Origin of the sequence: Pseudoduganella lurida (assembly GCF_007830455.1) — a bacterium.
Classification (GTDB): Bacteria; Pseudomonadota; Gammaproteobacteria; order Burkholderiales; family Burkholderiaceae_D; genus Rugamonas; species Rugamonas lurida.
On record NZ_VLLB01000007.1, the window covers coordinates 227,379 to 251,501 of the forward strand.

A 24,123-nucleotide genomic window follows, 5' to 3' on the forward strand; every position below is an offset into this window, starting at 1 on the left:
GCTTTTCACGGACACGGGTAGCGCAGCGCGTACAGCACGCGCGGGCTTCCCAGCGGCATGCCGTTGACCGGATTGCGGTCGAGGCGGGCCGCTTCTTCCAGTTCGACGCAGGCATCGTGCGTCAGCGTGCCACCCGCCGCGAAGACGTGCGTGATGCCGGCCGCGCGCAGCGGTGCCGCTTGCAGCGTCACCTGGTGCGGCGACGTGAGATTGGGTTCGAGGCCCAGCAGGCGCCGCGCTTCCGGCATGCTCGCCACGCGATTCGACAGGGCCGCGCCGGCCAGCGGATAGTGCCAGCTGCGGTCGGCCAGGTTCAGGATCGTCGCGCCGGCCGGCAGTGCGTCGATCCCCTTCGGATATTCGTAGAACAGCGCGCGCGAGGTCTGGTGCGACAGCAGGATGCGGTCGCCGAACTGCAGCGCCTGGCGCGACAGGAACACGCCCAGCATCGTCACGATGCAGACCGCCAGCACGAGGTCGAAGGCACGGCGCCAGCGACCTGCGGATTGCGTAACGGCCCACGCCACCAGCGGCATCGCCAGTGGCAGGGCGGCCAGTCCGTAGCGGGGCTGGCGGTCGCCCAGCAGCCACCAGGCGGCGGCGATGAACAGCACGGCAAACAACAAGGCCAGGCGGATGCGGTGCCGGCGCCAGCCATCGCGCACGAAGGCCGATCCGAGCGCCACGGCCGTCGCGGGCAGGGTGGCTGCTACGAAGGCGCCCAGGCCCGCGCTGTGCTTGAAGTTCTGGCCGTAGCGCTGCGGTTCCGTCCACGGATAGACCAGCCATTGCCACGTGCTGTCCACCCATTCGAGCTGCGTGGTGGCGCGCAGCGACGCGTCGAAGTCGGCAGCCGGCAGCCAGCCCAGCCAGGCACCGACCAGCGGCACGCCCACCGGATGCAGCGGATTGCCGAACGCGAGGCCGTTGCGCAGCATCCAGAAGCCGCCGGACAGCAATGCTGCCCCGCCAAACCAGGCAGCATTGCGGAATGGGGACCTTCCATCGTCACTGCGGCAGCACGCCACCAGTCCGATGGCCACCGCGCTGATCAGGTGCAGGCTCTTGAACCCGAACGCCAGCCCGGCGCACAGTCCGGCCAGCGGCAGCGCGGCCGGGGCCCGCAGCGGACCGAGAACGAACACCATCGCCAGCGCCACGAAGGCGATGCCGCCCACGTCCGCGCCCAGCTCGGCGGACGAGAACGCGATCATCGGCACGCCCACCAGCCCGCAGCAGGCGTACAGCGAGGCCTTGCGGTCGGCATCGGCCAGGCGGCACAGCGCATACGTCGCCATCACCAGCGGCACCAGCAGCACCAGGTTCGCTGCGGACGCGAGCCGCTCCGGCAGGCCGTCCAGCAGCACGGCCCACAGGATGCTGGCGTTGGCGGGGAAGGTGTGGGGGAAGTTGCCGTCCCAGGGTTGCAGCGAATGCGCCTGCAGCAGGTGGACGGACAGGGGCAGGTGGTAGGCCATCACTTCGTAGCCCTGCGGATGGCCGCAGACCAGCATCACCGCCACCAGCACGAAGCCGGCGATCGTCAGCCCCGCCAGCCGGCTGGGCTGCTCGCGCGGTGGCGTCACCCGCAGCGTGACCGCGAGGGGCATGCGCCGGATCACGAAGGCCGCTGCCAGCAGCAGCAACGCCGCGCTGCCGGTGGTGACGAGGGGCGCGCCGGTCGCCAGTTCGACAAAGCCCAGCACGTGGAAGGCCAGCAGGAAGGCGGCGAAGAACGCGGTGATGGCAACGAGCTTGCGCTGCTGCGCGAACCGCCGCGCCGCCAGCGCCGCGATCCACCCGCACAGCCCCAGGTAGACAACCGTCAGCATCACAGGTGTTCCGCGATCGAGCGCACCGCACCCACCAGCAGCAGCACGTGGTTGTGGATGCCGGCGCTGCAGCAGAAATACACGACGGCCGAGCCGATCGACAGGCCGGCCGGCACCTGCGTGACGAGCGCGCGGCTCATGCCCCCTCCGCGCCGAACGCCTGGCCGACCACCGCCTCGACATGGAAGCGGGGCCGCTTCTTGGTCGACTCGTACACCTTGGCCAGGTACTCGCCGATCACGCCCAGGCTGAGCAGCTGGATGCCGCCCAGCAGGTACATGGGGATGACGACCGAAGCCCAGCCCGGCATGGCGTGGTCCGTGAACAGGCGGATGCCCAGTGCCCAGGCGGACATCAGCAGGCTGGCCAACGACACCAGCGCCCCGACGCCGGTGATCAGCCGCAGCGGATAGGCGGTGAACGACGTGATGCCCTGCCAGGCCAGCGCCAGCATCTTGCGCAGCGGGTATTTCGACGTGCCAGCAAAGCGCGCGGCCCGGGCGAATTCCACGACCGCCGTGCGGTAGCCCAGCTGCGGCACGAGGCCGCGCAAGAACAGGTGGGTTTCCTCGTAGGCGCGCAGGCTCTCGATGGCGCGGCGGCTCATCAGGCGAAAGTCCGCGTGGTTGAACAGCACCTGCACGCCGAGGCAGGCCAGCAGGCGGTAGTAGCCCTCCGCCGTCACGCGCTTCAGGAAGCCATCGGCATCGCGGCGGCTGCGCACGGCGTAGACGATCTCGTTGCCGTCGCGCCAGGCGGCCAGCATCTTCGGGATGGCCTCGACATCGTCCTGCAGGTCCGCATCCAGGCTCACCAGCACGTCGCCCGGCGCCGTCATCAGGCCGCATAGCAGCGCGTTCTGGTGGCCCCGGTTGCGGCTCAGCTTGATGCCGCAGACGGCGGGGAGGGTGGCCGCGTAGTCGGCGACCAGGCGCCAGGTGGCGTCGCTGCTGCCGTCGTCCACGTAATAGATGGCGCTGCCCGGCGCCGCCACGCCCTCCGCTTCCAGTCGCGCCAGCAGCGCCACCAGCCGGCGCGTGGTTTCCGGCAGCACCTCCTGCTCGTTAAAACAGGGCAGCACGAGGCTGACGACGGGAGTGCTCCTCAGCGGCGCCGGCTGCTGAAAGTCCAGGCGCCATGGATGCAGTAGTTCCATGCGATGACTCCCGTGGTGGTCAGCAGCTGGGCGGGCACGGTGGCCAGGCCGGCCCCCGTCAGCCGGTCCAGCAGCAGGTGGTTCAGCGCCAGGCCGGTGGCGGCAACGAGGGCGAAGCGGGGCGCGGTGATGCGGCGTTCCAGCCGACTGTGGAAGGTGAGCTGCTCGTTGAGGAGGTAGTTCAGCAGGGCGCTGAGGAGGAAACCCATGCCGGACGCGGGCACGGCCGGCAGGCCGGCCCGCATCAGCAGCGCCATCACGAGGTAATGCGCGGCCGTTGCGGCACCGCCGACGCACAGGAAGACCAGCAGGCTGCGCGGCGAAAAATTGCCGGAGGCAGGGAGGCTGGCAGGAATGGAGGGATCGGGCATGGAAAGCGGACATGACAAGCGGACTTGTCAATGCTATCCATGGTCAACGGGGGCCGACCTCGATTCGGTCAAAGGCCCGCATCAAAACGTGCTGCAGTTTCCCGCTGTCAGACATCGGGGACAGCCACCTTTTTTTCTGCAACTTGTTGCCCGGAAATAGGTGGCTGTCCCCGATGTTACCGGCGCTACTTGGCGGCAGGGTTGAGGGTTTCGTCGCGCGGATCGCGGGCCAGCATCCGGCCGACGAGCTCCTGAGGCGACACGCCATCGAACAGCACGGCGGCCACACCGTTCGTGATCGGCATCTCCACGCCCAGCCGCGCGGCCAGTTCGCGCACGGCCTTCGCGCAGGGCACGCCTTCCGCCACGTGACCGAGCTCGCTGACGATCGTCGCCAGCGCCTTGCCCTGCGCCAGGCCGAGACCGACGCGCCGGTTGCGCGACAGGTCACCCGTGCAGGTGAGGATCAGGTCGCCCATGCCCGTCAGGCCCATGAAGGTCTCGATATTGCCGCCGAGCGTCGTGCCCAGGCGGGTGACTTCGGCCAGGCCGCGCGTGACGAGTGCCGCGCGGGCGTTCAGACCCAGGCCCAGGCCGTCGGCGATGCCGGTGGCGATCGCCATCACGTTCTTGACCGCGCCGCCGACTTCCACGCCGATCAGGTCGTCGCTGGCGTACACGCGCATCGTGCCGCCATGGACGGTGGCCACCACGCAGTCGCGCAGCGCGGCCGATTGCGATGCGATGGTCAGGGCACAGGGCAGGCCGCGTGCCACTTCCTGCGCGAACGAGGGACCGGACAGCGCGCCGCTGGCGATGCCGTCGCCCAGCACTTCGGCAAAGATCTGGTGCGGCAGCAGGCCCGTTTCGTACTCGAAGCCCTTGCACAGCCAGACCACGTTCGGAATCGGCCGGCCCTTCAGGCTTTCCAGCAGGGGGCGCAGGCCGGCGACGGGGCAGGCGGCGATCAGCAGGCCGTCGTCGCCCTCGGCATCGCGCAGCGTGTGCGCAACGGCGGCATCGAAATCGGCCGTGACCTGCAGCGCGGGCGGGAACGGATAGCCGGGCAGGTAGTGGGTGTTGTCGCGCGCGGCGTCGAGGTCGCGCATGGTGGCGGCATTGCGGCCCCACAGGAGTACGTCATGGCGGGCGGCCACGGCGATCGCCACGGCGGTGCCCCACGCGCCGGCGCCCAGGACGGTGATGCGGCGACGGTTCGGTGTGTTCTCTTGCATTGCCTGCTTTCTAATTGGCCAGCTCGTTTGTTCAGCTCAGTTGTTCAGCTCGATGACCCCAGCTCGGTCACCCCAGCTCGGTGACCCCAGCTCGGTGACCCCAGCTCGGTGCTCCAGCTCAGTTACCCCAGATATCCGTACCGCGCACATAGCCGGCCAGCCCGTCCCGATGGCGTACCTTGATCCAGCCGTTGGCGCCCGGCTCGCCCAGTTCCAGCAGCACGCCCCGGTCGGCGATGAACACGACCGTGGAGGTTTCGTCCTCGCTGGCGCGGATCTTCAGGTTCGGCGTGCGCACGATGACGTTGCGGCGCGCGGACAGGCCGCGCGACGGCGTCCAGGCCAGGTCGCCTGTTACATCGCGCACCTTGACCCAGTCGCCATAGGTGAGCACGACTTCCAGCGGCGCGCCGCGCGGGACGATGAACAGCTTGTTGCCCTTGGTGGAAGGGGCATCGTACAGCAGGGCCGGTGCGGTGCCGACCGTCTTGAATTCGGCTGCCTGGCCGGCCGCGCTTGCCAGCAGGAGGACCCCCATTATCAAGCGCGTAATAATCATTGCCAAAAACTTTCGTCCAAAATGATCAAAGGCCACAATGGGCCTTTGAATGGTGGCGGCTGGGCCGCCCCGGAACCGCGGTGTCGCCACCGCGGCGGTGAACCGGATTACTGCACCGTGTTCGTGCCTTCGGCCGTTGCGGCCTGCTGCTCGGCGATCGCCTGCAGACGCTGCTGGTAGAACACTTCGAAGTTGATCTCGGCCAGGTGCACTGGCGGGAAGCCGGCACGGGTGATCACGTCCGCGATGTTGGCGCGCAGGTAAGGGTAGACGATGTTCGGGCAACCGATGCCCAGCAGCGGGTCCAGCTGGTCGGCCGGGATGTTGCGCGCTTCGAAGATGCCTGCCTGCTTGCCTTCGACGAGGAAGGCAACCTTGTCTTTCACCTTGGCGGTCACGGTGATCGTCACGGTCGACTCGAAGATGCCGTCCTGCAGCGGGGTCGCGCCCACGTCCAGGGCGACTTCGATCGTCGGGGCATCCTGCTCGAGGAAGATCGACGGCGAGTTCGGCTGTTCCAGCGACAAATCTTTCAGGTAGACGCGTTGGATTTGAAATACGGGTTGCAGATTTTCGTCAGACATGGAACGCTTTCATTGGATTGGACACATGATTATCGTCGTCCGGCCGGGCAGGCCCGGGCCAAACGCGTGGGCAATTGTAGCAAAACTAATATGGCGATCAGCCTTTTTTTGCGCCCGGGGGACGGTCCCGATCAGCCGTTCAGCAGCGGATCCAGGGCGCCTTTCTGGTCCAGCGCATACAGGTCGTCGAAGCCGCCCACATGGGTGTCGCCCACGTAGATCTGCGGCACCGTGCGGCGGCCGGTTTTCTGCATCATCAGCTGGCGCTGCGACGGATCGAGGTCGACGCGGATCTTGTCGATGTTCTTGATGCCCTTGCTCTCCAGCAGGCGCTCGGCGCGGATGCAGTAAGGGCAAATGGCGGTGGTGTACATGGTGACTTGTGCGGTCATGGCGCTATCCTCCTGTTATTTGGTGATGGGCAAACCCTGGGTTTTCCACGCCTCGATGCCGCCTTCCAGCACGACCACGTCGGCAAACCCTGCCGCTTCCAGTTTCTTTGCGGCACCGAAGGCCCGCGCCCCTTTTTGGCAGACGACGATGGCCGTCCTGTTCTTGAATTTGTCCAGCTCGCCCTTGCGATTGTCCAGTTCGCTTGCCGGGATGTTTTTCGCATCCGGCAGGTGTCCCTCGGCAAACGCGGCAGCGTCGCGTACATCCACAATGGTGGCTTTACCGCGATTTATCAACAGCGTGACAGCCTGCGGGCTGGCTTTTTTGCCGCGCTGGGCCAGCGCCGGGAACAGCAGTGCGCCACCGGACAGGGCGGCAATAGCGATCAGGAAAATATGGTCGAGGATGAATTTCACTTAGCTTCCATTGGTTGAAGTCAACCTGACCATTATAAAATAGAAGGCGATAACGGCTGCGGCAACATTTTCCGGCCACCGGTTCTCTATTTCTCACTTCAAGAAGATTGCCCTATGTACAAAATTGTTTTCATGCGTCATGGCGAGTCCACGTGGAATCTCGAAAACCGGTTCACCGGCTGGACCGATGTCGATCTGACGGAGAAGGGCGTCAAGGAAGCGAAAGCGGCCGGCACGATCCTGAAGCAGGAAGGCTTCGAGTTCGACGTGGCCTACACGTCGGTCCTGAAGCGCGCGATCCGCACGCTGTGGCTGGCGCTGGACGAAATGGACCTGATGTACCTGCCGATCAAGCACGACTGGCGCCTGAACGAGCGTCACTACGGTTCGCTGCAGGGCCTGGACAAGGGCGAAACGGCCGCCAAGTTCGGCGACCAGCAGGTGCTCGTGTGGCGCCGCAGCTATGACATTCCGCCGCCGGCGCTGGAAGAGGGTGACGACCGCACCTCGTTCAACGATCCCCGCTACGCCGGCCTGCCGAAGGTGCAGATCCCGCTGACGGAATGCCTGAAGGATACCGTGGCGCGCGTGATGCCGGCGTGGGACGAGGAAATCGCCCCCGCCATCAAGGCCGGCAAGAAGATCCTGATCTCGGCCCACGGCAACAGCCTGCGCGCGCTGATCAAGATGCTGGACGGCATCAGCGACGAGGAAATCGTCGGCCTGAACATCCCGAACGGCCAGCCGCTCGTCTACGAGCTGGACGAGAACCTGAAACCGATCCGCCACTACTACCTGGGCGACCCGGCCGCGATCGCCGCCGCGCAGGCGGCCGTCGCCAACCAGGGCAAGGCCAAGTAATCCTCGATGACAGTTCCAGGTCGTACACGGCGCGCCAGCGCCTGGTTTGCCGCGCTGGGCGTGGCCGTGGCAGTGGCGTGCGGGGGCGGCAATGCCGTCTCCGCCGCCGCTGCCGCACCCGCCAAGCAGCAGACCAACCGCAGCAAGCAGAAGGCCGTGGCCGAGGCGGAACGCGTGGCCCTGCAGCAGAAGCTCAATGCCCTCAAGCGCGACATCGGCCAGACCGAAAGCGCGCGCGAGGATGCGGCCGACACGCTGGCCGACTCGGAAGCGGCCATCTCCAACGCCAACCGGCAGCTGCGCGAACTGGCCGGCGAAACGGCGCAGACCAACGCGAAGATCGCCGAACTGTCCACGCAGCGTGAAACGCTGACGGCCCGCATCGCCAGCCAGAAGGGACAGCTGGCCAAACTGCTGCGCGAGCAGTACGTGGCCGGCAACGAAGACCGCATCAAGCTGCTGCTCTCCGGCGACAATCCGAACCGCATCAACCGCGACCTGCAGCTGATGTCCTATGTGTCGCAAGCCCAGGCCGCGCTGATCGAATCGCTGCGCACCAACCTGGCGGCCGTCGAGACCAACCAGGCCGAGGCGCAGAACGCGCGCGACGAGCTTGTCGAGATCGCGGAAGAAGAAAACCAGCAGAAGGCCGTGCTGGAACAGCAGAAAGCAAAGCACGCCGCGCTGGTGGCGAACCTGTCGAAGAAGCTGGACACGCAGCGCAAGGAAGTGGGCCGCGTGGAACAGGACGAGCAGCGCATGGGCGCCCTGGTCGACCGGCTGAACAAGCTGATCGAGGAACAGGCGCGCGCCGCCGCGGCGGAACAGAAACGCAAGGAACAGCTGGCCGCCGCGCGGGCCGCGAAGCTGAAGGCGGAAGCGGAAGCCCGCGCGCTGGCGCTGGCCAAGGCCAAGGCGGAAGCGAAGGCGGAGCGTGAACGCATCGCCCGCGAAAACCGCAACAAGCCGAAGGCCGAGCAGAAGCCGCTGCCGAAGGTGCCGCAGGAAGTGCGGCCGGCACCGGCGCCCCAGATCGCCCAGCGCGAACCGGCCAGGCCGGAACCGAAGGATGAAGGCGCCGCCAAGCCGGCGGATGTGGCGCTGGCACCGGCGGCGCCGTCCGGCGCGTTCGCCGCATTGAAGGGGCAGATGCGCGCGCCGCTCAGCGGGCGGCTGGCCGCGAAATTCGGCAGCAAGCGGGGCGATGGCCCGGGCTGGAAAGGCGTCGTCATCCTGGCGCCGGAAGGCAGCGAAGTGCATGCCGTGGCCGGCGGCCGGGTCGTGTTCGCCGACTGGCTGCGCGGCTTCGGCAACCTGATCATCGTCGACCATGGCGGCCAGTACATGAGCATTTATGGCTACAACCAGTCGCTGCTCAGGCGCGTGGGCGAGGTGGTGAAAGCCGGCGACGTGATCGCCGCGGCCGGCAACAGCGGTGGCAACGAGGAATCGGGTCTATACTTCGAGCTGCGTCATCAGGGCCGGGCATTCGATCCGGCCGGGTGGGTGCGGTTCTGATGCGGAAGAATTATGCGTATTAAGCTCAAGAGTATCGGCCTGATCGGCCTCGGCATGGTCGCCGGCGTGGCCGTCTCGACCAATTTTTCCGCCCTGGCGCAGCGTGCCGAGGCACCGCTGCCGCTGGAGGAACTGCGCCAGCTGTCGGACGTGTTCGCGCTGATCAAGTCCGACTACGTGGAAGGCGTGGACGACCGCAAGCTGCTGCAGGATGCGATCGGCGGCATGGTCGCCTCGCTCGACCCGCATTCCGTCTATCTCGATAAGAAAGCCTTCCGCGAGATGCGCGAGTCCGTGCAGGGCAAGTTCGTGGGCGTCGGCATCGAGGTGGCGATGGAGGACGGCTACGTGAAAGTGGTCTCGCCGATCGAGGACACGCCCGCCTACAAGGCCGGCATCAAGGCCGGCGACCTGATCACCCGCATCGACAACGTGCCGCTGAAAGGCATGTCGCTCGACGAGTCGATCAAGAAGATGCGCGGGGAACCGAAGACGAAGGTGGTGCTCACGCTGTCCCGCAAGGGCGACGACAAGCCGCTGATCGTGCCCGTGATGCGCGAGGAGATCCGCGTGCAGAGCGTGAAGGCCAAGCTGGTGGAGCCGGGCTATGTGTGGCTGCGCATCGCGCAGTTCCAGGAGCCCACCGTCGACGAGATGGCGAAAAAGCTCACCGGCCTGTATGCGCAGAACCCGGACATCAAGGGCATCGTGCTGGACCTGCGCAACGATCCGGGCGGCGTGGTGCCGGGCGCGATCGGCGTCTCGGCCGCCTTCCTGCCGAAGGATTCCGTGATCGTCTCCACCAACGGCCAGCTGGCCGATTCGAAGCAGACCTTCTACGCGCGGCCGGAATATTATGCCGGCCGCAATCCGGGCGACCCGCTGGCCAAGCTGCCGGCGGCGCTGAAGACGGTGCCGCTGGTGGTGCTGGTGAATGCCGGTTCCGCATCGGCCTCCGAGATCGTGGCCGGCGCGCTGCAGGACTACAAGCGCGCCACCGTGATGGGCAGCCAGACGTTCGGCAAGGGCTCGGTGCAGACGCTGCGCCAGCTGACCGCCGACACGGCCGTCAAGCTGACGACGGCGCGCTACTACACGCCGAAGGGCCGGGCGATCCAGGCCAAGGGCATCGAGCCGGACGTGCGCGTGGACGAAACGGCCGAAGGCGATGGCCTGAACAGCCTGCGCCTGCGCGAAGCGGACCTGCAGAAGCACCTGTCCGGCGACGAGGCCGACACGCGCCCCGTGAAGCACGACGAGCTGGAAGAGGAAAAGCGCATCCTGGCGCTGGCGAAAAAGCAGAAGCCCGTCGAATTCGGCAGCAAGGACGACTTCCAGCTGGCCCAGGCGCTGAACCACTTCAAGGGCCTGCCGGTGAAGCTGGCGAAGGCCGATACCGAAACGGAGAAAGCCGCCGAGAAGATCCTCGTGAAGCCGGAAACCCAGTCGGATGTCGGCATCAAGCCGGAAGACCGCAAGGCGCCGGCATCGAAATAAATGGATGCGCATCTTGGATGATTCGCAGCTGCTGCGCTACTCGCGGCACATCCTGCTCGACGAGATCGGCATCGAGGGCCAGCAGAAGCTGCTGGCCGCCCGCGTGCTCGTGGTGGGCGCCGGCGGCCTCGGTTCGCCGGCGGCGCTGTACCTGGCCGCCAGCGGCGTGGGCCACCTGACGATCGTCGACGACGACGCCGTCGATCTCACCAACCTGCAGCGCCAGATCGCCCATACCACGGCGCGCGTCGGCCAGCCGAAGGCCCTGTCGGCGCAGGAAGCCATCGCGGCCGTGAATCCGGACGTGCAGGTCACCGCGCTGATCGAACGGGCCGGCGAGGCGCGCCTGGCCGAACTGGTGGCGGCCGCCGACGTGGTCCTCGACTGCACCGACAACTTCCAGACCCGCCACGCCATCAACCGTGCCTGCGTGGCCGCGCGCGTGCCGCTGGTCTCCGGCGCCGTGATCCGCTTCGATGGCCAGGTAAGCGTGTTCGATCCGCGCACCGGCACGCTGCCCTGCTATTCCTGCCTGTTCCCGCAGGACCAGGCTTTCGAGGACGTGGCCTGTTCCACGATGGGCGTGTTCGCGCCGCTCGTCGGCGTGGTCGGTGCGATGCAGGCCGCCGAGGCGCTCAAGATCGTGATGGGCATCGGCGAAACGCTGGCCGGCCGCCTGCTGATGCTCGATGGCCTGCGCATGGAATGGACCAGCATCGGCGTGGCGCGCGATGCTTCCTGCCCGGCCTGTTCGCGCTAGCGGGCACTTACATCCGGTCACATCTGGGGCCCGGAATTAACCCCGTTTTTCGGCCCCGCTTCACCTTCCTGTAGTATTTAAGGCTTATACTGCTGCACTCTGCAATTGCCTTAACTACTCTTCAAGTCATGCAAAACGGTCACTATTGCGGGTCCCCCAGGGCGCGCCGCGCGCGCGGTTTCACCCTCATCGAAATCATGGTCGTCGTCGTCATCATGGGCGTGCTGGCCGCGCTCGTCGTGCCGAAGCTGCTGTCCCGCACCGGCGAATCGAAGATCGCCGCGGCCCGCGTCGACATCGCCACCATCATGCAGTCGCTCAAGCTGTACAAGCTGGACAACACGCGCTACCCGACCACCGAACAGGGCCTGCAGGCGCTGCTGACGCGGCCCACCAGCGGCCCGGCCGCCAACGGCTGGAAAGAGGGCGGCTACCTGGAAAAGATGCCGAAGGACCCGTGGGGCTTCTCGTACCAGTACCTGTCGCCCGGCGTGAAGGGTGAAGTGGACGTGTTCTCGCTGGGCGCCGACGGCCAGCCGGGCGGTACCGGCGACGATGCCGACATCGGCTCCTGGGAAAACTGACTCATTGACGGCGCCGACGGACATGCGCCAGCGCGGCTTTACCCTGATCGAGCTGCTGGTGGTGCTGGTCATCATCGGCCTCACGCTGGGGCTGGTAACGCTGAACGCGGCTCCGAGCGGGCGCCAGGCCATGCAGCAGGAAGCGCAGCGCGTGGCCCTGCTGCTGCAGCTGGCGCGTGACGAGGCCATCGTGCGCAACCGTCCCATCGCCTTCGAAGCCAGTCCGATGGGCTACCGCTTCCTGGTGCGCGACGACCGCCAGTGGAAGACGCTGCCGCAGGACGACATGCTGCGCGAGCGCGCATTCAAGCGTACCCCGATGACCCTGCTGCTCGACCCGCCCACCAATGTGCCCGGCGCGCCGCTGCGCATCGTGTTCGGCCGCGAGCCGGTCGACAAGCCGTTCGTGCTGACGCTGGCGTCCGGCGACGTGAGCGCCGCCGTCCATGCCGATGGCGTGGGCCACTTCGCGGTGGAATGATGACCATGCCGACGACGTTGCGGATACGCTCGCGCGGCTTCACGCTGCTGGAAGTGCTGGTGGCGCTCGTCATCGTGGGCACGGCGCTGGGCGCTTCGCTGCGCGCCATCGGCAGCCTGACGCAGAACAGCGACGGCCTGCGCGGCACGATGATGGCCACCTGGTCGGCCGAGAACCGCATGGCGCAGATCCGCCTGGCTAGGACCTTCCCGGCGGTGGGCAGGACATCGTTCGCCTGCCCGCAGGGCGACCTGCAGCTGCTGTGCCAGGAAGAAGTGATCATCTCGCCGAACCCGCTGCTGCGCCGCGTCGAGGTGTCGGTGTACGAGGCGGCCCATCCCGAACGCCGCATCATCAAGCTGGTGCAGCTGGTGCTGAAACAATGAAGCCGCGCGCCGCATTGTCCGGTTTCACCCTGGTGGAGCTGCTGGTGGCGATCACCGTGCTGGCGATCGTGGCCGTACTGGGCTGGCGCGGCCTGGACAGCATCGTCCGCTCGCGCGTGATGCTGACGGCGCAGATGGAGCACACGCGCGGCATCCAGCTGGCGTTCGCGCAGATGCAGAACGACCTGGAACAGATGGCCGGGGCGGACCTGGTGGGCACGCGGCAGTACCTGGCCGCGGACAATGCGCGGCTGCTGTTCGTGCGCACGGTCGCCGCGGAAAACGCCGCCACGCAGCTGGTGGTGGTGAGCTACCGCGTGCGCGACGGCGTGCTGACGCGCCGCGAATCGCCCGGCACGCGCGACCTGGCGCAGCTGCAGGCCCTGTGGCAGGTGGCCATGTCGGATGGCGATCCGGTGCCCGGCGTGGCGCTGCAGCGCGGCGTGGCCGGCATGACGGTGCGGGTGTGGCGCGATGGCGCTTGGCAGCCGGCCGGCAGCGGCACGAGCAGTACCACCAGCACTGGCAGCACCAGTACCGGCAGCACCAGTACCGGCGGCACCGGCAGCGGGGCCACGGGAACTGCAGTCACGACCGCCACGGCGGCGGACCTGCCCGAGGGCCTGGAGATGTCGCTGCAGCTGCAGGGCGAAAACGCGCCGCTGGTCAAGGTGCTGCTGGTGGGGGCGACGTGAGGGGCCGGACGCAGCGGACCCGCCGCAAGCAGCGCGGCGTGGCCGTCGTCACGGCCCTGCTGCTGACGGCGCTGGCGATCACGATCGTGGCCAGCCTGTTCTGGCAGCAGCAGGTGCAGGTGCGCTCGGTGGAGAACCAGCGGCTGCACCTGCAGACGCGCTGGATCCTGCGCGGCGCGCTCGACTGGGCGCGGCTGATCCTGCGGCAGGACGGCATGGACAACCCCAAGTTCACGCGGGCGGACGGCGTATGGGCCACGCCGCTGGCGGAGACCCGGCTGGACCAGTACGTGGAACGCGAACGCGTGCAGGGCGAGGACTACGACGCCACCCTGAAAGGCCAGATTTATGACGCACAGTCGCGTTACAATCTGGCGAACCTGGCGACGGCCGCGGTGGTCAATAGCGGCGAGCTGAGTGTCTTCCGCCAGCTGCTCAACCTGCTGCAGCTGGACAGCGGCCTGGCGTCCGCGGCCGCGCAACTGGTGGCGCGCGGCCAGGTGCAGTCCGGCCAGCAAGGCACGCAGCAGAAGGGGGCGATGCCGTTGCAGCGCGTGGAAGACCTGGCAGCGGCGGGCTTTTCGCCCGCGGCGATCGAACGGCTGCGCGATTTCGTGATCGTGCTGCCCAATACCGCCAGGGTCAATGTCAACACGGCCAAGGCGGAAGTCCTGGCCGCGCTGGTGCAGGGCATGTCGCTGTCGGAGGCGCAGTCGCTGGTGGCGGCGCGCAAGAACAAGACCTACGGCCAGCAGAGCGACTTCACCGGCGCCATGACGGGTCGCACGGTACTGGCCGACGTGGTGACGCGCAGCGATTATTTCCTGGTACTGAGCCAGGTGAAGCTGGACCGCGCCGTGCTGGAATCGTGGGCGCTGATCCGCCGGCTGCCACCGCAGCAGGGTTCGCGCACGTTCCTGGAATGGATCAGGGAAATCTAAGGAAAGCAGCTTTTGACGACTCTCTACATAAGTTATCCGGCCCGCGTCGCGGCCAGCGACACCGGCGTGACCTGCGCCTACGCGCAGGTGGGCGATGGCGGAAACGTGCTGCAGCAGGGCGCCGGTGCGCTGGGCAAGCTGACCGACCTGGTCGCGGCCAGCCGCCGGGTCGTGCTGCTGCTGGCCGCGCCGGACGTGAGCCTGCTGCGCGTAACGGTGCCGCCGCTGGCCGGCAGCCGCCTGAAGGCGGCGCTGCCCAATCTCGTCGAGGACCAGCTGCTGGGCGATCCGGACGACTGCGTGTTCGCGCTGGCGCCCGCCCAGGCCGGCAGTGCCGAGCGCACCGTCGCGGTGGTGCAGCGCGCCTGGCTGGAAGTGCTGGTGAAGGCGCTGGTGGCGCAGGGCGCGCGCGCCGTGTCCGCCGTGCCCGCGCAGCTGTGCCTGCCGCTGGCGCCGGGTGGCGTGTCGGCCGCGCTGGCCCACGGCGAAGGCGACCTGGAACTCACGCTGCGCACCGCGCAGTACGAAGGCGTGGGCCTGATGCTGCCGCAGGATGCGGAGGGCGCGCTGCACACGCTGCGCGCGCTGGCGGCCGATGCACCCGTCACGCTGTACGTGCCGCCGGCCGAGCGCGCGCAATACGACGCGCTGCTGGCGAACCTGGCTGCGCCTTTGCCCGGCATGGTGCTGGAAGACGAGCACTGGGCGCACCGCATCGCCGCCAGCCGTGCGGTGCAGCTGGACCTGGCCGCCAACCTGCGCGCCGCCAGCGGGGCGAACGCGCAGGCCTGGAAACGCTGGCGCTGGCCGCTGCGCCTGGCCGTGCTGGCCGTGCTGGTCAATATCGCCGGCCTGAACTGGGAATGGCTGCGCCTGCATCGCGAGGAAGTGGCCGTGCGCCAGTCGATGCTGCAGATCTTCCGCGCCGCCTACCCGAACGAGAAGGTGGTGCTGGAACCGGCCGCGCAGATGCGCGCCAATATCGCCCGTGCCCGGGCGGCCGGCGGCCAGGCGGGACCGGATGAATTCACGGCGCTGGCCGCCGCGTTTGCCGAGGCGCTGCAGGCGCTGCCGCGGCGCGACATCGTCGCCGGCCTGGAGTACCGCGAACGCACGCTGACCGTGCGCCTGAAACCGAACGTGGTCGATGCCGCCGCGCTGGCCCAGGTGCAGGCGCAGCTGGCACCGCGCCACCTGGCGCTGACCGAGACGGGGGCCGGCACGTGGCAACTGAAAGCAGGAGGCAAGTCGTGAGCGTCAATTCCACCATCGCCGGCTGGCGCGCCCGTGGCAGCGCGTTCTGGGCTGCGCGCACGGAGCAGGAGCGCCGCATGCTCGCCATCGGCGGGGCCGTCGTCGGCCTGGCGCTGGTGTACTCGCTGCTGGTCGATCCGGCGCTGACGAACCGCGAACGGCTGCGCCGCACGCTGCCCGAACTGCGCCAGGAAGCGGCCACCCTGCAGGCGCTGGCCACGCAGGCGGCGCAGCTGTCGGCGCAGGCGCCGGTACAGGCGCTGCCCCTGTCGCGCGAGGCATTGACGGCCGCGCTGGCCGCACGGGGCCTGGCAACGCAGAGCCTCGTCATGACGGGCGAGTATGTGAAGATCGAATGGAAGGGCGTGCCGTTTGCCGGCCTGGTCACGTGGATGGATGCCGTGGCGCGCGAAAACCGGCTGCTGGTGCAGGATGCGAAGATCAGTGCCGTCGACACGGCGGGCCTGGTCGACGCGACGCTGACCTTGCGCCAGCAGGCCAACCCGTGATGCGGACGGTCCGATGAAGCGCGCCTTCCTGTGGCTGCTCGCGATCCTGGCGACCGCCGCGCTGACCACGCTCGTGTTCTTCCCTGCCGCGTGGGTCGCCACGCTGGTGGAGAAGCAGACGGGAGGGCGCATCACGCTGGGCGATGCGCAGGGCACGCTGTGGCGCGGTTCCGCCTTCGTGGGTGGCGCCGCCAGCGCGGGCAGCCCCGTCACGCCCCTGCTGCCGGGCCGCTTCGCCTGGCGCCTGTCGCCCCTGTCGCTGCTGGGCAGCGTGCGCATGGAACTGAGCAATCCGGAGGCGCTGACGCAGCCCGTGCAGTTCACGGGCAGCTGGCGCGCCTGGCAATTGAGCCCCGCCGCCCTGAAGCTGCCGGCCGATGGCCTGTCCGGCCTGGGCGCGCCATTGAACACGCTGGCGCTGTCCGGCCGGCTGCAACTGGCCTGGACCTCGCTGCAGCTGGCGCTGGCCGACCGCAACGTGCTGGTCAACGGCGTGACGACCCTGCAGATGGACGACATGTCGTCGCGCCTGGCGCCGATCAAGCCGCTGGGCAGCTACCAGCTGGCGCTCGACTGGCAGGGCCAGGGGGCCGGCGTGACACTGAAGAGCAACAAGGGCCCGCTGCTGCTGTCCGGCACGGGCCAGTTACAGAACGGGCGGCTGCGCTTTTCCGGCCAGGCCGCCGCCGATACCGGCTACGAAGACACCCTGGGCAACCTGCTCAACCTGCTGGGCCAGCGTCGCAACGTCGGCGGCAAAAACATCATCGCACTCGAGTTCAGATAATGACAAACCAGTCTGCTAGCAAATCCTCCCTCCCGGCGCTGCGCCGTCTCTCCGCTGCCGCCATGCTGTGCTGCGTGCTGTCCACGTCGGTCGGCCCGGCCTGGGCCGCGCCGCAGGACGAAGCCGCGCTGAACTTCGTCGGTGCCGATATCGAATCCGTCATCAAGGCGGTGGGCCACTACACCAACATCACGTTCCTGATCGACCCGCGCGTGAAGGGCACGATCACGCTGGTGTCGGAAAAGTCGATCAACAAGTCGCAGGCGTTCTCGCTGCTCGCTTCCGCACTGCGGCTGCAGGGCTACGCGATCGTGAGCGGCGACGGCTATGCGAAGGTGGTACCGGAGGCGGAAGCAAAGCTGCAGGCTTCGCCCACCGTGGTGCAGGGCCAGGGGGCGCCGAAGGGCGACCAGGTGGCCACGCAGGTGTTCCGCCTGAACCACGAGTCGGCCGCCAACCTGGTCACCGTGCTGCGCCCGCTGATCTCGGCGAACAACACGATCAATGCGAACCCCGGCAACAACTCGCTGGTGATCACGGACTACGCGGACAACCTGAAGCGCCTGGCGAAGATCATCGCCGCGATGGACACGCCGGCCAATGCCGACATGGACGTGATCCCGGTGCGCTACGCGATCGCCAGCGACGTCGCCTCGATGATCAACAAGCTGATGGAGCCGGGCACGGGCGCCGGCGGCGATGCGGGCGGGCGCCTGTCGGTGCTGGCCGATCCGCGCACCAATTCGCTGGTGCTGCGCGCGCCGACGGTGGCACGCGCCAACCTGGCCAAGTCGCTGATCGCCAAGCTGGACCAGCCCACTTCGCAATCCGGCAACGTGCATGTGGTGTACCTGAAGAATGCCGATGCCACCAAGCTGGCCGAAACGCTGCGCGCCGTGACGGCGGGCGAAACGCCGGCCACCACGGCCACCGGCACGGGCACCGGCACGGCGCAGAACGCCGGCCAGGGGCTGGCGCAGGCCAGCACGGGCAGCGCCTTCGGCCAGAGCGGCACGTCGACGACCAGCGGTTCGGGCCCCACCAACCCGCTGCTGAGCGCGAACCGCAGCGGGGCGCAGGCGGCCGGCGCGGGCGGTGCGGGCGGCTTCATCCAGGCCGATGCCTCCACCAACACGCTGATCATCACGGCGCCCGAAGCGATCTACCGCAACCTGCGCGCCGTGATCGACCAGCTCGACGTGCGCCGCGCCCAGGTCTACATCGAGGCGCTGATCGTGGAAGTGGCCGCCGACAAGGCCGCCGAATTCGGCGTGCAGTGGGTCGGCGCGACGGGCGACAGCAGCAGCACCTACCGCCTCGGCGGCCTGCAGTCGTTCTCCAGCGGCGGCAACAACCTGGTCAATGTCTACAACGGCGCCAGCTCGCCCAGCAACGGCCTGACGATCGGCATCTTCAAGCAGCTCGCGGACGGCAAGTTCGGCCTGGGCGCCGTGGCCCACACGCTGGAATCGACCGGCAGCGGCAATATCCTGTCGACGCCGAACATGATCACGCTCGACAACGAGGTGGCCACCATCCGCGTCGGCCAGAACGTGCCGATCCTGACGGGCCAGTTCACCACCACGTCCGGCACCAACACCAACCCGTTCCAGACCATCGACCGCAAGGACGTGGGCCTGACGCTGACAGTGCGGCCGCAGATCTCCGAAGGCGGCACGATCAAGCTGGCGATCTACAACGAATCGTCGTCGGTGGACCAGTCGACGCTGGCGGCCACCGCCGGCATCACGCTCAACACCCGCGTCATCGAGAACAACGTGATCGCCGACGACGGCCAGATCATCGTGCTGGGCGGCCTGATCGAGGACCGCGCTTCCGACAGCATCGAGAAGGTGCGCGGCCTGGGCGACATTCCCGTGCTGGGCAACCTGTTCAAGTACAACACGCGCTCGCGCAAGAAGACCAACCTGATGGTGTTCCTGCGGCCCGTCGTCATCCGCAACAAGGAGCAGAGCATGAGCCTGGCCACGGACCGCTACGACTACATGCGTGCCTCCGGTGCGGAATTCTCGCCGGACGATTCGATCCTGATCCGCCAGCTGGGCCAGCCCCAGTTGCCGACGCTGAGCAATGGCACGCCGGTCGGTTCGCCGACGGTGGCGAAACCCGTGCCGCCGGCGCCGGTACCGCCGGTGGCGCCGGGGATCGTCGCGCCGCAACCCCAGCAACCGCAACGGTAAGCGTCGATGGACAATCTTCTTCCCTACGCGTTTGCCCGCGATTACCTCGTGCTGGCACGGGGCGGCGAGCGCGATGGTGCCGGCATGGGGGCCATTGAGGTGCTGGTCTCGCAGGCCACGGCACCTTCGGCGATCGCCGAAGTGTCGCGCCGCTTCGGCCGCATCCAGTTGAAACCCGTGCCCCGTGCCCAGCTCGAGGAAGCCATTGCCGCGGCCTACGCGGGCACCGGCGGCGACGTGGCGCAGGTGGCCGACGAATTCGATGCGGACCTCGACCTGACGCGCCTGCTGCAGGACGTGCCGGCCATCGAGGACCTGCTGGAATCGTCCGACGACGCGCCCGTGATCCGCATGATCAATGCGCTGCTGACGCAGGCGCTGCGCGATGGCGCGTCCGATATCCACGTCGAGCCCTTCGAGCAGATTTCCGTGGTGCGCTTCCGCATCGACGGCGCGCTGCGCGACATCATCAAGCCGCGCAAGGCGATCCACGGTTCGCTGATCTCGCGGATCAAGATCATGGCGCAGCTGGACATCGCCGAGAAACGCCTGCCGCAGGATGGCCGCATCACCTTGCGCGTGGGGGGCAAGCCGGTGGACGTGCGCGTGTCGACGCTGCCCACCGGCCACGGCGAACGGGCCGTGCTGCGCCTGCTGGACAAGGAAGCGGGCCGCCTGGACCTGCAGCACCTGGGCATGAGCGAGACGATGCTTCCGGAGATGAACGCCCTGCTGGCGCAGCCGCACGGCATCGTGCTCGTCACGGGCCCCACGGGGTCCGGCAAGACCACCACCCTGTACGCCGCGCTGTCGCTGCTGAACTCGACGGCGACGAATATCCTGACTGTCGAAGACCCGATCGAATACGACCTGGCCGGCGTGGGCCAGACCCAGGTCAACGCGCGCATCGACATGACGTTTGCAAAAGCCCTGCGGGCCATCCTGCGCCAGGATCCCGACGTGATCATGATCGGCGAGATCCGCGACCTGGAAACGGCGCAGATCGCCGTGCAGGCGTCGCTGACGGGCCACCTGGTGCTGGCCACGCTGCACACCAACGATTCCGCATCGGCCGTCACGCGCCTGCTGGACATGGGCATCGAGCCGTTCCTGCTGTCGTCGTCGCTGCTGGGCGTGCTGGCGCAGCGGCTGGTGCGCAAGCTGTGCCCGGTATGCAAAACGACGGACGGCCACCAGTGGCACGCGGTGGGCTGCGATGCCTGCGGCCACACGGGCTACCAGGGCCGCGTGGGCATCTACGAGCTGCTGCAGACGACGGAGCGGATCCGCGCGCAGATCCACGAGCGCGCTTCCGAAGCCGCCATCAAGGACACGGCGCTGGCCGACGGCATGCAGACGATGCGCGAGGACGGCGAACGCTGGCTGGCGGACGGCACCACCACGCTGGCCGAGCTGCTGCGCGTGGCGAAGGATTAAGCCATGGCGGCTTTCCGTTACGAAGCCGTGGATGCGGGCGGCGCCACGAAGAAGGGTGTCGTCAATGCCGACAATGCCCGTTCCGCGCGTGCCGACCTGCGCGGGCAGGGGCTGGTGCCGCTGAAGGTCGAGGCGATTTCGGCGCAGGTCGATGCCAGCGGTGCGGCCACGCGGCGCGGCTTCGGCGAAAAACTGTCGACGGTGGAGCTGGCGCTGTTCACGCGCCAGCTGGCCAGCCTGCTGCAGGCCGGCCTGCCGCTGGAGCAGGCCTTCACGGCGCTGCTGGAACAGGCGGAACGCCCGTACGTACGGGATCTGATCGCATCGATCCGTTCGGAAGTGATCGGCGGCGCGGGACTGTCCGACGTGCTGGGCCGCCACCCGCGCGACTTCGCCGAGATCTACCGGGCGCTGGTGGCGTCCGGCGAACAGATCGGCCAGCTGTCGCGCGTGCTGTCCCGGCTGGCCGACTACATCGAGCGCCGCAATGCGCTGGTGACGAAGGTGCGGCTGGCTTTTACGTATCCGGCCATCGTCACGGTCGTCGCGTTTTCCATCGTGATCTTCCTGCTCACCTATGTGGTGCCGCAGATCGTTTCCGTGTTCGCCAACACGAAGCAGAAGCTGCCGCTGCTGACGGTGCTGATGCTGGCCGTCTCCGACTTCGTGCGCAACTACGGCCTGGTCGTGCTGGTCCTCCTGATCGGCGGCTGGTTCATGTGGCGGCGCGCGCTGGAGAACATCGCGCTGAAGACGCGCTGGCACACCTGGCTGCTGACCGCGCCGCTGTACGGCAAGTTCGAGCGCAGCCTGAACACATCGCGCTTTGCCAGCACGCTGGCGATCACCACCGGCTCCGGCGTGCCGATCCTGCGCGCGCTGGAAACGAGCCGCGACACGCTGTCGAACGTGGCGATGCGCCAGCTGGTGGAAGAGGCCAGCGACGCGGTGCGCGAAGGCGTGGGCCTGGCGCGCGCGCTGTCGGCCCAGAAGCACTTCCCGCCGATGCTGATCCACATGATCCGCGCCGGCGAAATCACCGGCGAGCTGCCGGCCATGCTGGAACGGGCCGCCGCTGCCCAGGAAGCGGACCTGGAACGCCGCACGCTGACGATTGCCGGCCTGCTGGAACCGGCGCTGATCCTGGCGATGGGTGTGGTGGTGCTGCTGATCGTGCTGGCCGTGCTGATGCCGATCATCGAGATCAACCAGCTGGTGAGATGATGGCTGGTGAAATGAGTCGCTGGTGACATGAGCAGCTTGTACGGCGAGCAGCTGGTGCGCTGATCCTTGGAGTCCTGAATGAACCGCTTGATGAACAACACCCTGAATCCCACGCTGGCATCGCTGGCAGCCGTCGTCGTGCTGACCGCCTCGACCGCTTACTGGGGCCTGCAACTGTTCAAACCGGAGCAGCGGCCGATCGCCGCCGTGGTGCTGCAGGAACTGCCGCCGCCGTCGGTGGATGCCGCCCGCGGCCTGTTCGGCGGCCAGGAGACCGTGGCGGAAGCCAGCGCCTACGAACTGCGCGGCGTCGTTGCCAGTCCTCGCGGCCGCAGCGTGGCGATCATCGCGACCAATGGCAATCCGCCGCAGGCCTACCCGGTCGGCAAGGAGGTCGCCGCGGGCGTGACGGTGCAGGAAGTGGCACCACGCTACGTGATGCTGATGGAGGGCGGCGTGCCGAAGCGCCTCGACCTGCCGGCCGATGCGGGCTCGTCGCTGACGACGGCCGCGCCGCTGCCAACGGTGGACCGCGCCGTGCCGCCGGTGCCCGCACTCGGCCAGGCGCAGCCGCAAGCCGTGCCGCCAGCGCCATCGGCGACGCCCCTCGTCACACCGCCACCCGGCACGCCGGTCGGTGCGCCGGGCCAGCTGGCACCGATCCAGTCCGCGCCCGCGCAGCGGCCCGTCACGTCGCAGTAAATTGGCAGGGACCCTGTTTGCCAGGAAGTTTCCTGAAAAATGGGGTCTGTCCCCATTTTTTCGGAAATTTCCTGGAAAATGGGGACAGACCCCATTTTCGCTTCCGGCCTAGTCCTCCGGATCCGCTTTCAGCTTCGCCTTGGCGATCGCCACCTTGGCGGCCTGCCGCTCGGCCGATTTGCTGCGCTCGTGCGGACCGGCGGCGCGGGACTTGGCCAGCGCCGCGAACGGGTTGCGCGGTTTGACGGGTTGCGCCAGCAGGCGCATTTTCTGGCGGGTGGCCAGGGCCTTGTTTGCCATCCGAACCTCCAAAAAGAAAAAGCCGCGGCGTCTGCGAATGCAAACGCCGCGGCAGCAGTGTTACAGCCTGCCGGTTGCAGCCTGCCGGTTACAGCACATAGCGCGACAGGTCCTCGTTCACCGACAGCGCTTCGAGCCGCTCGTTGACGTAGGCCGCATCGATCACGATGTGCTGCGCGCCGCCTTCCGTGGCGGTGAACGAGATCTCTTCCAGCAGCTTTTCCATCACCGTGTACAGCCGGCGCGCGCCGATGTTCTCGGTGCGTTCGTTGACCTGGAACGCGATCTCGGCCAGCCGCGTCACGCCTGCCGGCGCGAACTCCAGCGTCACGCCTTCGGTGGCCAGCAGCGCCTGGTACTGCATCGTCAGGCAGGCATCGGTGCTGGTGAGGATGCGCTCGAAGTCGGCGATCGCCAGCGATTCCAGTTCCACGCGGATCGGGAAGCGGCCCTGCAGCTCCGGGATCAGGTCGGACGGCTTGGCCAGGTGGAACGCACCGGAGGCGATGAACAGGATGTGGTCCGTCTTGATCATGCCGTACTTGGTGTTCACCGTGGTGCCTTCCACCAGCGGCAGCAGGTCGCGCTGCACGCCGGCGCGCGACACTTCCGCGCCACCCGCTTCCGAACGGGAAGCGATCTTGTCGATCTCGTCGAGGAACACGATGCCGTTCTGCTCGACGTTCTGGATGGCCTTCTGCTTCGTCTCGTCCTCGTTGACCAGCTTGGCCGCTTCCTCGTCCACCAGCAGCTTCAGGGCCTCGCGGATCTTGATCTTGCGGGCCTTCTTGCGCGTGCCGCCGGCACCGGCGAACATGGACTTGATCTGCTCCGTCATTTCCTCCATGCCGGGCGGCGCCATGATTTCCATCTGCGGGCCCTGTTCGGCCAGCTCGATCTCGATTTCCTTGTCATCGAGCTCGCCCTGGCGCAGGCGCTTGCGGAACGTCATGCGCGTGCCGTCCTTCTCCGGTGCTTCGGCACTGTTACTGCTGCTGTCGCGGAAGCCGAAGTCGCGCGCCGGCGGCAGCAGGATGTCCAGCACGCGGTCTTCCGCGGCATCCTCGGCACGGGCGCGCACCTTGGCCATCTCGGCCAGGCGCGTCTGCTTGATGCCGATGTCGATCAGGTCGCGGATGATGGTGTCCACGTCGCGGCCCACGTAGCCCACCTCGGTGAACTTGGTGGCTTCCACCTTGATGAACGGCGCATCGGCCAGGCGGGCGAGGCGGCGCGCGATCTCGGTCTTGCCCACGCCGGTCGGGCCGATCATGAGGATGTTCTTCGGCGTGATTTCATGGCGCAGCGGCTCGGCCACCTGCTGGCGGCGCCAGCGGTTGCGCAGCGCGATGGCGACCGCCTTCTTGGCCTTGCCCTGGCCGACCACGTGCTTGTCGAGTTCCCCGACGATTTCCTGTGGAGTCATGTTCATTGGTCAGC

At 67.7% G+C, this 24,123-nt stretch carries 27 protein-coding genes; 16 read left to right on the forward strand and 11 right to left on the reverse strand.

The features are described from left to right. Positions 1–5: 5 nt before the first annotated feature. From IP91_RS19605 to IP91_RS19640, 9 genes are all read right to left on the reverse strand, one after another. On the reverse strand, positions 6–1,832 hold the full coding sequence (locus tag IP91_RS19605) for a cytochrome d ubiquinol oxidase subunit II (protein ID WP_145650966.1): 1,827 nt from the start codon (positions 1,830–1,832) through the stop codon (positions 6–8). Then, complete coding sequence (locus tag IP91_RS26100; RefSeq protein ID WP_158643176.1) at positions 1,832–1,972, reverse strand: hypothetical protein; 141 nt, start codon at positions 1,970–1,972, stop codon at positions 1,832–1,834. Before IP91_RS26100 ends, IP91_RS19605 begins: the two co-directional genes overlap by 1 nt. Beyond that, positions 1,969–2,988, reverse strand: coding sequence for a glycosyltransferase family 2 protein (locus IP91_RS19610; protein WP_145650971.1), 1,020 nt, complete (start codon positions 2,986–2,988; stop codon positions 1,969–1,971). Before IP91_RS19610 ends, IP91_RS26100 begins: the two co-directional genes overlap by 4 nt. Further along, positions 2,937–3,359: a GtrA family protein gene (locus tag IP91_RS19615; protein WP_145650974.1), complete on the reverse strand. Its 423-nt coding sequence runs from the start codon at positions 3,357–3,359 to the stop codon at positions 2,937–2,939. The genes IP91_RS19610 and IP91_RS19615 overlap by 52 nt, the downstream gene beginning before the upstream one ends. A gap of 185 nt (positions 3,360–3,544) precedes the next feature. Continuing rightward, complete coding sequence (locus IP91_RS19620) at positions 3,545–4,594, reverse strand: NAD(P)H-dependent glycerol-3-phosphate dehydrogenase (RefSeq protein ID WP_145650978.1); 1,050 nt, start codon at positions 4,592–4,594, stop codon at positions 3,545–3,547. Between the two features lie 118 nt (positions 4,595–4,712). Continuing rightward, positions 4,713–5,132: an SH3 domain-containing protein gene (locus IP91_RS19625; RefSeq protein ID WP_229474697.1), complete on the reverse strand. Its 420-nt coding sequence runs from the start codon at positions 5,130–5,132 to the stop codon at positions 4,713–4,715. Positions 5,133–5,260: 128 nt separating this feature from the next. Beyond that, on the reverse strand, positions 5,261–5,737 hold the full coding sequence (gene secB / locus IP91_RS19630) for a protein-export chaperone SecB (protein WP_145650981.1): 477 nt from the start codon (positions 5,735–5,737) through the stop codon (positions 5,261–5,263). Between the two features lie 131 nt (positions 5,738–5,868). Next, complete coding sequence (gene grxC, locus IP91_RS19635) at positions 5,869–6,129, reverse strand: glutaredoxin 3 (RefSeq protein ID WP_145650985.1); 261 nt, start codon at positions 6,127–6,129, stop codon at positions 5,869–5,871. 15 nt (positions 6,130–6,144) lie between these two features. Then, positions 6,145–6,546 carry a rhodanese-like domain-containing protein gene (locus IP91_RS19640; RefSeq protein WP_145650989.1) on the reverse strand — a complete coding sequence of 134 codons (402 nt, stop codon included), beginning with the start codon at positions 6,544–6,546 and terminating at the stop codon, positions 6,145–6,147. A gap of 114 nt (positions 6,547–6,660) precedes the next feature. Between IP91_RS19640 and gpmA the strand changes: the two genes are divergently transcribed. From gpmA to IP91_RS19720, 16 genes are all read left to right on the forward strand, one after another. Further along, positions 6,661–7,407, forward strand: a complete 747-nt coding sequence (gene gpmA / locus IP91_RS19645) for a 2,3-diphosphoglycerate-dependent phosphoglycerate mutase (protein ID WP_145650993.1) — start codon at positions 6,661–6,663, stop codon at positions 7,405–7,407. Positions 7,408–7,413: 6 nt separating this feature from the next. Then, the gene (locus tag IP91_RS19650; protein ID WP_145650998.1) at positions 7,414–8,925 is read left to right on the forward strand and encodes a peptidoglycan DD-metalloendopeptidase family protein; all 1,512 of its coding nucleotides are present in this window, start codon (positions 7,414–7,416) and stop codon (positions 8,923–8,925) included. A gap of 12 nt (positions 8,926–8,937) precedes the next feature. Next, positions 8,938–10,422, forward strand: a complete 1,485-nt coding sequence (locus IP91_RS19655) for a S41 family peptidase (protein WP_145651004.1) — start codon at positions 8,938–8,940, stop codon at positions 10,420–10,422. A gap of 13 nt (positions 10,423–10,435) precedes the next feature. After that, positions 10,436–11,182, forward strand: coding sequence for a HesA/MoeB/ThiF family protein (locus IP91_RS19660; RefSeq protein ID WP_145651008.1), 747 nt, complete (start codon positions 10,436–10,438; stop codon positions 11,180–11,182). 128 nt (positions 11,183–11,310) lie between these two features. Next, entirely contained in the window at positions 11,311–11,766 is a 456-nt protein-coding gene (gene gspG / locus IP91_RS19665) for a type II secretion system major pseudopilin GspG (RefSeq protein WP_145651013.1), read from the forward strand. 22 nt (positions 11,767–11,788) lie between these two features. Beyond that, positions 11,789–12,247, forward strand: coding sequence for a type II secretion system minor pseudopilin GspH (gspH, locus tag IP91_RS19670; protein WP_229474716.1), 459 nt, complete (start codon positions 11,789–11,791; stop codon positions 12,245–12,247). Between the two features lie 5 nt (positions 12,248–12,252). After that, a complete protein-coding gene (gene gspI, locus IP91_RS19675; protein WP_145651022.1) occupies positions 12,253–12,633 on the forward strand; it encodes a type II secretion system minor pseudopilin GspI in 381 nt (126 codons plus the stop codon). After that, positions 12,630–13,328: a PulJ/GspJ family protein gene (locus tag IP91_RS19680; protein ID WP_145651025.1), complete on the forward strand. Its 699-nt coding sequence runs from the start codon at positions 12,630–12,632 to the stop codon at positions 13,326–13,328. Before gspI ends, IP91_RS19680 begins: the two co-directional genes overlap by 4 nt. Continuing rightward, a complete protein-coding gene (gene gspK, locus IP91_RS19685) occupies positions 13,325–14,269 on the forward strand; it encodes a type II secretion system minor pseudopilin GspK (protein WP_145651028.1) in 945 nt (314 codons plus the stop codon). The genes IP91_RS19680 and gspK overlap by 4 nt, the downstream gene beginning before the upstream one ends. Positions 14,270–14,281: 12 nt before the next feature. Further along, a complete protein-coding gene (gene gspL, locus IP91_RS19690; RefSeq protein WP_145651034.1) occupies positions 14,282–15,523 on the forward strand; it encodes a type II secretion system protein GspL in 1,242 nt (413 codons plus the stop codon). After that, complete coding sequence (locus IP91_RS19695; protein ID WP_145651038.1) at positions 15,520–16,032, forward strand: type II secretion system protein M; 513 nt, start codon at positions 15,520–15,522, stop codon at positions 16,030–16,032. The genes gspL and IP91_RS19695 overlap by 4 nt, the downstream gene beginning before the upstream one ends. Before the next feature lie 13 nt (positions 16,033–16,045). Then, positions 16,046–16,819, forward strand: a complete 774-nt coding sequence (gene gspN / locus IP91_RS19700; protein ID WP_145651041.1) for a type II secretion system protein N — start codon at positions 16,046–16,048, stop codon at positions 16,817–16,819. Next, entirely contained in the window at positions 16,819–19,020 is a 2,202-nt protein-coding gene (gene gspD, locus IP91_RS19705; protein WP_145651047.1) for a type II secretion system secretin GspD, read from the forward strand. The genes gspN and gspD overlap by 1 nt, the downstream gene beginning before the upstream one ends. A gap of 6 nt (positions 19,021–19,026) precedes the next feature. Continuing rightward, positions 19,027–20,457, forward strand: a complete 1,431-nt coding sequence (gspE, locus tag IP91_RS19710; protein WP_145651052.1) for a type II secretion system ATPase GspE — start codon at positions 19,027–19,029, stop codon at positions 20,455–20,457. A 3-nt stretch (positions 20,458–20,460) separates the two neighbouring features. After that, positions 20,461–21,681, forward strand: a complete 1,221-nt coding sequence (gene gspF / locus IP91_RS19715; protein WP_145651058.1) for a type II secretion system inner membrane protein GspF — start codon at positions 20,461–20,463, stop codon at positions 21,679–21,681. A gap of 78 nt (positions 21,682–21,759) precedes the next feature. Continuing rightward, a complete protein-coding gene (locus tag IP91_RS19720; RefSeq protein ID WP_145651063.1) occupies positions 21,760–22,383 on the forward strand; it encodes a type II secretion system protein N in 624 nt (207 codons plus the stop codon). Positions 22,384–22,491: 108 nt separating this feature from the next. Here the strand turns inward: IP91_RS19720 and IP91_RS19725 are convergent, their stop codons facing one another. Further along, positions 22,492–22,683 (reverse strand): hypothetical protein, encoded by a 192-nt coding sequence (locus tag IP91_RS19725; RefSeq protein ID WP_145651067.1) that lies wholly within the window; start codon positions 22,681–22,683, stop codon positions 22,492–22,494. Positions 22,684–22,771: 88 nt separating this feature from the next. Then, a complete protein-coding gene (gene hslU, locus IP91_RS19730) occupies positions 22,772–24,115 on the reverse strand; it encodes an ATP-dependent protease ATPase subunit HslU (RefSeq protein ID WP_145651071.1) in 1,344 nt (447 codons plus the stop codon). Between the last annotated feature and the right edge of the window lie 8 nt (positions 24,116–24,123).

Excerpts from the sequence above, each read along its gene's own strand:
- IP91_RS19605 (WP_145650966.1), bottom strand. The coding sequence starts at position 1,832 with ATGCTGACGGTTGTCTACCTGGGGCTGTGCGGGTGGATCGCGGCGCTG.
- IP91_RS26100 (WP_158643176.1), bottom strand. The coding sequence starts at position 1,972 with ATGAGCCGCGCGCTCGTCACGCAGGTGCCGGCCGGCCTGTCGATCGGC.
- IP91_RS19610 (WP_145650971.1), bottom strand. The coding sequence starts at position 2,988 with ATGGAACTACTGCATCCATGGCGCCTGGACTTTCAGCAGCCGGCGCCG.
- IP91_RS19615 (WP_145650974.1), bottom strand. The coding sequence starts at position 3,359 with ATGCCCGATCCCTCCATTCCTGCCAGCCTCCCTGCCTCCGGCAATTTT.
- IP91_RS19620 (WP_145650978.1), bottom strand. The coding sequence starts at position 4,594 with ATGCAAGAGAACACACCGAACCGTCGCCGCATCACCGTCCTGGGCGCC.
- IP91_RS19625 (WP_229474697.1), bottom strand. The coding sequence starts at position 5,132 with ATGGGGGTCCTCCTGCTGGCAAGCGCGGCCGGCCAGGCAGCCGAATTC.
- secB (WP_145650981.1), bottom strand. The coding sequence starts at position 5,737 with ATGTCTGACGAAAATCTGCAACCCGTATTTCAAATCCAACGCGTCTAC.
- grxC (WP_145650985.1), bottom strand. The coding sequence starts at position 6,129 with ATGACCGCACAAGTCACCATGTACACCACCGCCATTTGCCCTTACTGC.
- gpmA (WP_145650993.1), top strand. The coding sequence starts at position 6,661 with ATGTACAAAATTGTTTTCATGCGTCATGGCGAGTCCACGTGGAATCTC.
- IP91_RS19650 (WP_145650998.1), top strand. The coding sequence starts at position 7,414 with ATGACAGTTCCAGGTCGTACACGGCGCGCCAGCGCCTGGTTTGCCGCG.
- IP91_RS19655 (WP_145651004.1), top strand. The coding sequence starts at position 8,938 with ATGCGTATTAAGCTCAAGAGTATCGGCCTGATCGGCCTCGGCATGGTC.
- gspG (WP_145651013.1), top strand. The coding sequence starts at position 11,311 with ATGCAAAACGGTCACTATTGCGGGTCCCCCAGGGCGCGCCGCGCGCGC.
- gspH (WP_229474716.1), top strand. The coding sequence starts at position 11,789 with ATGCGCCAGCGCGGCTTTACCCTGATCGAGCTGCTGGTGGTGCTGGTC.
- gspI (WP_145651022.1), top strand. The coding sequence starts at position 12,253 with ATGCCGACGACGTTGCGGATACGCTCGCGCGGCTTCACGCTGCTGGAA.
- IP91_RS19680 (WP_145651025.1), top strand. The coding sequence starts at position 12,630 with ATGAAGCCGCGCGCCGCATTGTCCGGTTTCACCCTGGTGGAGCTGCTG.
- gspN (WP_145651041.1), top strand. The coding sequence starts at position 16,046 with ATGAAGCGCGCCTTCCTGTGGCTGCTCGCGATCCTGGCGACCGCCGCG.
- gspD (WP_145651047.1), top strand. The coding sequence starts at position 16,819 with ATGACAAACCAGTCTGCTAGCAAATCCTCCCTCCCGGCGCTGCGCCGT.
- gspE (WP_145651052.1), top strand. The coding sequence starts at position 19,027 with ATGGACAATCTTCTTCCCTACGCGTTTGCCCGCGATTACCTCGTGCTG.
- gspF (WP_145651058.1), top strand. The coding sequence starts at position 20,461 with ATGGCGGCTTTCCGTTACGAAGCCGTGGATGCGGGCGGCGCCACGAAG.
- IP91_RS19720 (WP_145651063.1), top strand. The coding sequence starts at position 21,760 with ATGAACCGCTTGATGAACAACACCCTGAATCCCACGCTGGCATCGCTG.
- IP91_RS19725 (WP_145651067.1), bottom strand. The coding sequence starts at position 22,683 with ATGGCAAACAAGGCCCTGGCCACCCGCCAGAAAATGCGCCTGCTGGCG.
- hslU (WP_145651071.1), bottom strand. The coding sequence starts at position 24,115 with ATGAACATGACTCCACAGGAAATCGTCGGGGAACTCGACAAGCACGTG.